The following is a 3,867-nucleotide window of genomic DNA, read 5'->3' as shown; positions in this document are numbered from 1 at the left end:
GGTATTATTGCACCACGTTCAGAATTAGATATCAGCAATCAATCCTTCACTGTAGAAGCCTGGGTCAAGCAAAACGACTCTGAGAAATCTGTGGATCAATCCTATGTCGGGATACATCCAAGCAATGACCGAAACGATGGTAACGGTGACAGTCTATATTTCCGAGTGACCAGTAACGGTGCTGTCCGTTTTGGTGACTTTGAGGGTAACTCGGACTTGAGAACACCAAGGAACTTCATTGAAGCAGATACTTGGCATCACATTGTAGCTAGTTACGACCAAAGCTCCAACACCAACACCATTTTTGTCGATGGTCGGGAAGTGATCAGTAACAACCAAGGTGCTTTTGAAAATCAAAACGCCCGTGTCTTGATCGGGGCTTGGCCGAACATTGGTGACCAAGCATTTAATGGTGTGATTGATGAAGTCGCAGTCTATGACGAAGCCTTATCCCCTGAAAGAATTACTAGTCACTACTTACGGGGGCAACGAAATCTTGGTGTATCTCCGGAATCCTTACCTGATCGTGCAGCAAATGCTGGTAAGATTACAGTCAATGCTGATGACATTACTATTTCTGGAGTTAGTCCCACTAATAGTGACATTGCCAGTGGTTTAGTGTCTAGCAGCTCAGGCAATTTCAGTGGTGAAGCTGGTACGATCACCATCGATACTAATTCCCTGAAGGTTGAGGATAGAGGGGAAATAAACGTAAGCAGTAAGACAGCTCAAGCTGGTGATATCAGAATCAATAGTAATTCCCTCAAGGTTGAAGATGAAGGGATAATAACAGTCAGAAGTGAGAACGGGGTAGCAGGTAATCTGATAATTAATGCTAATTCCCTGTTGCTCAATAACGGAAGACTAGAAGCTGAAACTGCTCAAACTCCCAATCCTGGGGAATCAGGAGCGAATATCACACTAAACGTATCAGACCTAATACAGCTCAAAAACGAAAGTCTGATCTCCGCACAGGCTTCCGGTGAAGCTACCGGAGGTAACATCACGATTAATAATAATCCATTCCTGATTGTGTTCCCCCCAACTAGTTCTAATGGTAGCGATATCATTGCTAATGCTCCCATGGGACAAGGGGGTAATATCACTATCAATGCCTTCAGCATTTTTGGTGATATTGAAGAGCGCAAAGCCATCCCAGGCAATCGCACCAATGATATAGATGCCTCTGGTACTACAGACGGTGTGGTCAATATCAACACCGAAAATGACTTCCTGGAGCGAGAGCCAAACAGCTTACCCACGGACCCAGCCCAGCCTCAATTTGACCAGCGCTGTCAACCGAGTAATAGCACTGGCAGTAGGTTTATCAATACTGGACGTGGCGGCTTACCTCCTCGCCCAGGTGAAATCAGCAGCAATACCCTTTGGGAAGATATACGCCACCCTACTACCCGTGGACGGTATCGCTCCCGGACTGCACTCGTGAAGCCCCCTGTTAAACCCCCCACTACCCCTAAGCCAAAACGGATTATAGAAGCTCAAGGCTTGATGATTGATGCTGATGGCAATATCTTTCTGACTGCTTATCCCACTACTGTGACACCGGATGGATTTCGGCAGGTACCTGGGTCTTGTTATTTGCGCTAGGGAACAGGGAGCAGGGAATTGGGAATCGGGAATCGGGAATCGGGAATCGGGAATCGGGAATCGAGAACACAGATGCAGTGTGGAACAGGCATCTTGCCTGTTTCATTTCCAGGGGCATCAGGGGTGGAACAGGCATCTTGCCTGTATTCTGCCTCAGGCAGACAAGATGCCCACCACACTCATAGTCATCCCGCCCCTCAGCAATGCCAAAAATTTAGATATACCTGACTATTACTATGAAACACCATAGTCCATTGGAGAGATAATTAAAAATAGAAACCCTAGATTTAGCGTCCTCATGCTTCGCGCGACCCTAATTGGCACACAAACCCTAATTTTTTTTCTCCTAAATTTAGTTCTCCCCATTGGCATCCTCCCGGTCTTATCCTATCCCACAACTGTTAAGCCAATTCCTCAAGATTGGTCAGCGTCAGATTTAGTGGAACAAGGCAGAGCATTCTACACCAAAGGTCAGTTTAATCAAGCAGCAAGCACTTGGGAACAAGCGGCACAAGCCTATGAATCCCAAGGGGATAGACTACATCAGGCCATGGTGTTGAGTTATCTGTCCTTGGCTTACCAGAAACTGCAACAGTGGTTTGATGCAGAAGATGCGATCGCATTTAGCCTCAAGCTGTTAGAGACCGGATCAGATCTTAGGGATAGCCCAGACTACCAGCAAATCCAAGCCCAAGCTCTCAACACCCTAGGTAGTTTAGAATTAGCCTTAGGACAACCAGACACTGCTCTAGAAGCCTGGCAATTGGCTACTGAGATTTATCAACAATTAAAGGATGACATTGGCATTACAGGTACCCTAATTAATCAAGCTCAAGCGATGGAAGCCTTAGGACTTCACCGTCGCACCTGTAAAACCTTATTACAAGCCTTAAACCTGGACAATAATTGCGATTTGTCCAATCAAGAAAGGTTTGAAACGGTGCTGCAAACCTTTCAACAAACCCCTGATCCCCAGATTAAAATCCTTGGCTTACGTAGCCTTGGGAATACTCTCCGTCTCCTTGGGGACTTGAAGCACTCTCAGCAAGTGCTTAAGGCAAGTTTGAAAGTAGCTCAACCTCCTCTGGAAAAACGAGAGACCTTACTGAGTTTGGGAGATACAGAACGTTCTTGGTACAACCACTATAAACAATTATACACCAGAAATAACCAGATAGAACAACAAGAAAAAGTTCAAAAAAAAGTTGATGAGCAGTTTAATTATGCTCTAAAATACTATCAAGAATCTCTTCAAGAGTCAAGCAAATTATCAGCATCAACCAGCTTAGATATTGACCCGAAACTACAGCGATTAAGTCTACTCATTGACTTCCACAATTGGTTAGAGACCTTAACGGATGAAGACAAAGATCAAAACAAAACTACAAAGCTCCAAGAATTAAAATCTAAAATTAATGACCAAGTCAAGGAATTACTCAACAGCGAGATTACTAAATTACCAGCTAGTCGAACCGCAATCTATGCTCAAATCAATTTTGTCGAAAGTCTGATCACCTATGATCTAAAATCAAACAAGCATCAAGACAATCTTCAGCGGTCATCCTTTATCCTTCAGCCTTACGAAATTGCCCATACATTAGTCAAAGCTCTCCAAGAGGCTCAACTTTTAGACGATAAACGAGCCGAATCCTATGCCCTTGGTACCCTTGGTAAGCTATATGAACAAACTCAGCAATGGTATCAAGCTCAAGAATTTACCGAAAAAGCCCTGACCATAGCTCAAGGAATTCAAGCCGATGACATTGCCTATCAATGGCAATGGCAGTTAGGACGAATTTATCAAGCTCTGGGAAAAACTGAAGAAGCAATCACCGCTTACCAAGCAACGGTCAAAACCCTAGATTCTCTTCGCCAAGATTTACTGGCTCTGAGTTCAGATGTGCAGTTTTCCTTTCGGGAAAATGTTGAGCAAGTCTATCGAGAATTAGTCGATTTACTCTTGAAAGACGATCAAACCGCTCAACCGATCGCAAAGAAAGCGATCGCAGATAACCGGATCCCACAAAACAAGCTCAAGCAAGCTACCGCAGCAATTGACTCTCTCCAGCTAGCCCAAATTGAGAATTTTCTGGGGTGTAACCTTTCTGACATTGTGGAATTGAGGGAGCAGCAAATCGATCCGAGTGCAGCATTAGTCTATCCGATTATTCTCGATGACCGGTTAGCGGTGATCGTGAAATTACCAAAATCAGGAGAATTTATTCACTATACCACTGCTTTACCTAAAGCTAAACTTGA

2 protein-coding genes and 1 pseudogene are annotated in these 3,867 nt (G+C 44.3%); 2 read left to right on the top strand and 1 reads right to left on the bottom strand.

Annotated elements, in window-relative coordinates; genetic code table 11:
- Positions 1–1,608, top strand: a 1,608-nt coding sequence (locus tag F6K49_RS36765; RefSeq protein WP_366514272.1) for a LamG-like jellyroll fold domain-containing protein, incomplete at its 5' end; no start/stop codon positions are given.
- On the opposite strand, the gene F6K49_RS36760 is transcribed toward F6K49_RS36765, so the two are convergent.
- Positions 1,605–1,787 carry a hypothetical protein gene (locus F6K49_RS36760; RefSeq protein ID WP_293104834.1) on the bottom strand — a complete coding sequence of 61 codons (183 nt, stop codon included), beginning with the start codon at positions 1,785–1,787 and terminating at the stop codon, positions 1,605–1,607. The genes F6K49_RS36765 and F6K49_RS36760 overlap by 4 nt on opposite strands.
- A gap of 119 nt (positions 1,788–1,906) precedes the next feature.
- Here F6K49_RS36760 and F6K49_RS36755 point away from each other — a divergent pair.
- Positions 1,907–3,867 (top strand): annotated as a pseudogene (locus tag F6K49_RS36755) (hypothetical protein); the annotation flags it as partial.

It is taken from the genome of Moorena sp. SIO3I6, assembly GCF_010672095.1.
The sequence above is the reverse complement of the archived record's forward strand: the minus strand, read 5'-3'. Positions and strand labels throughout refer to the sequence as shown.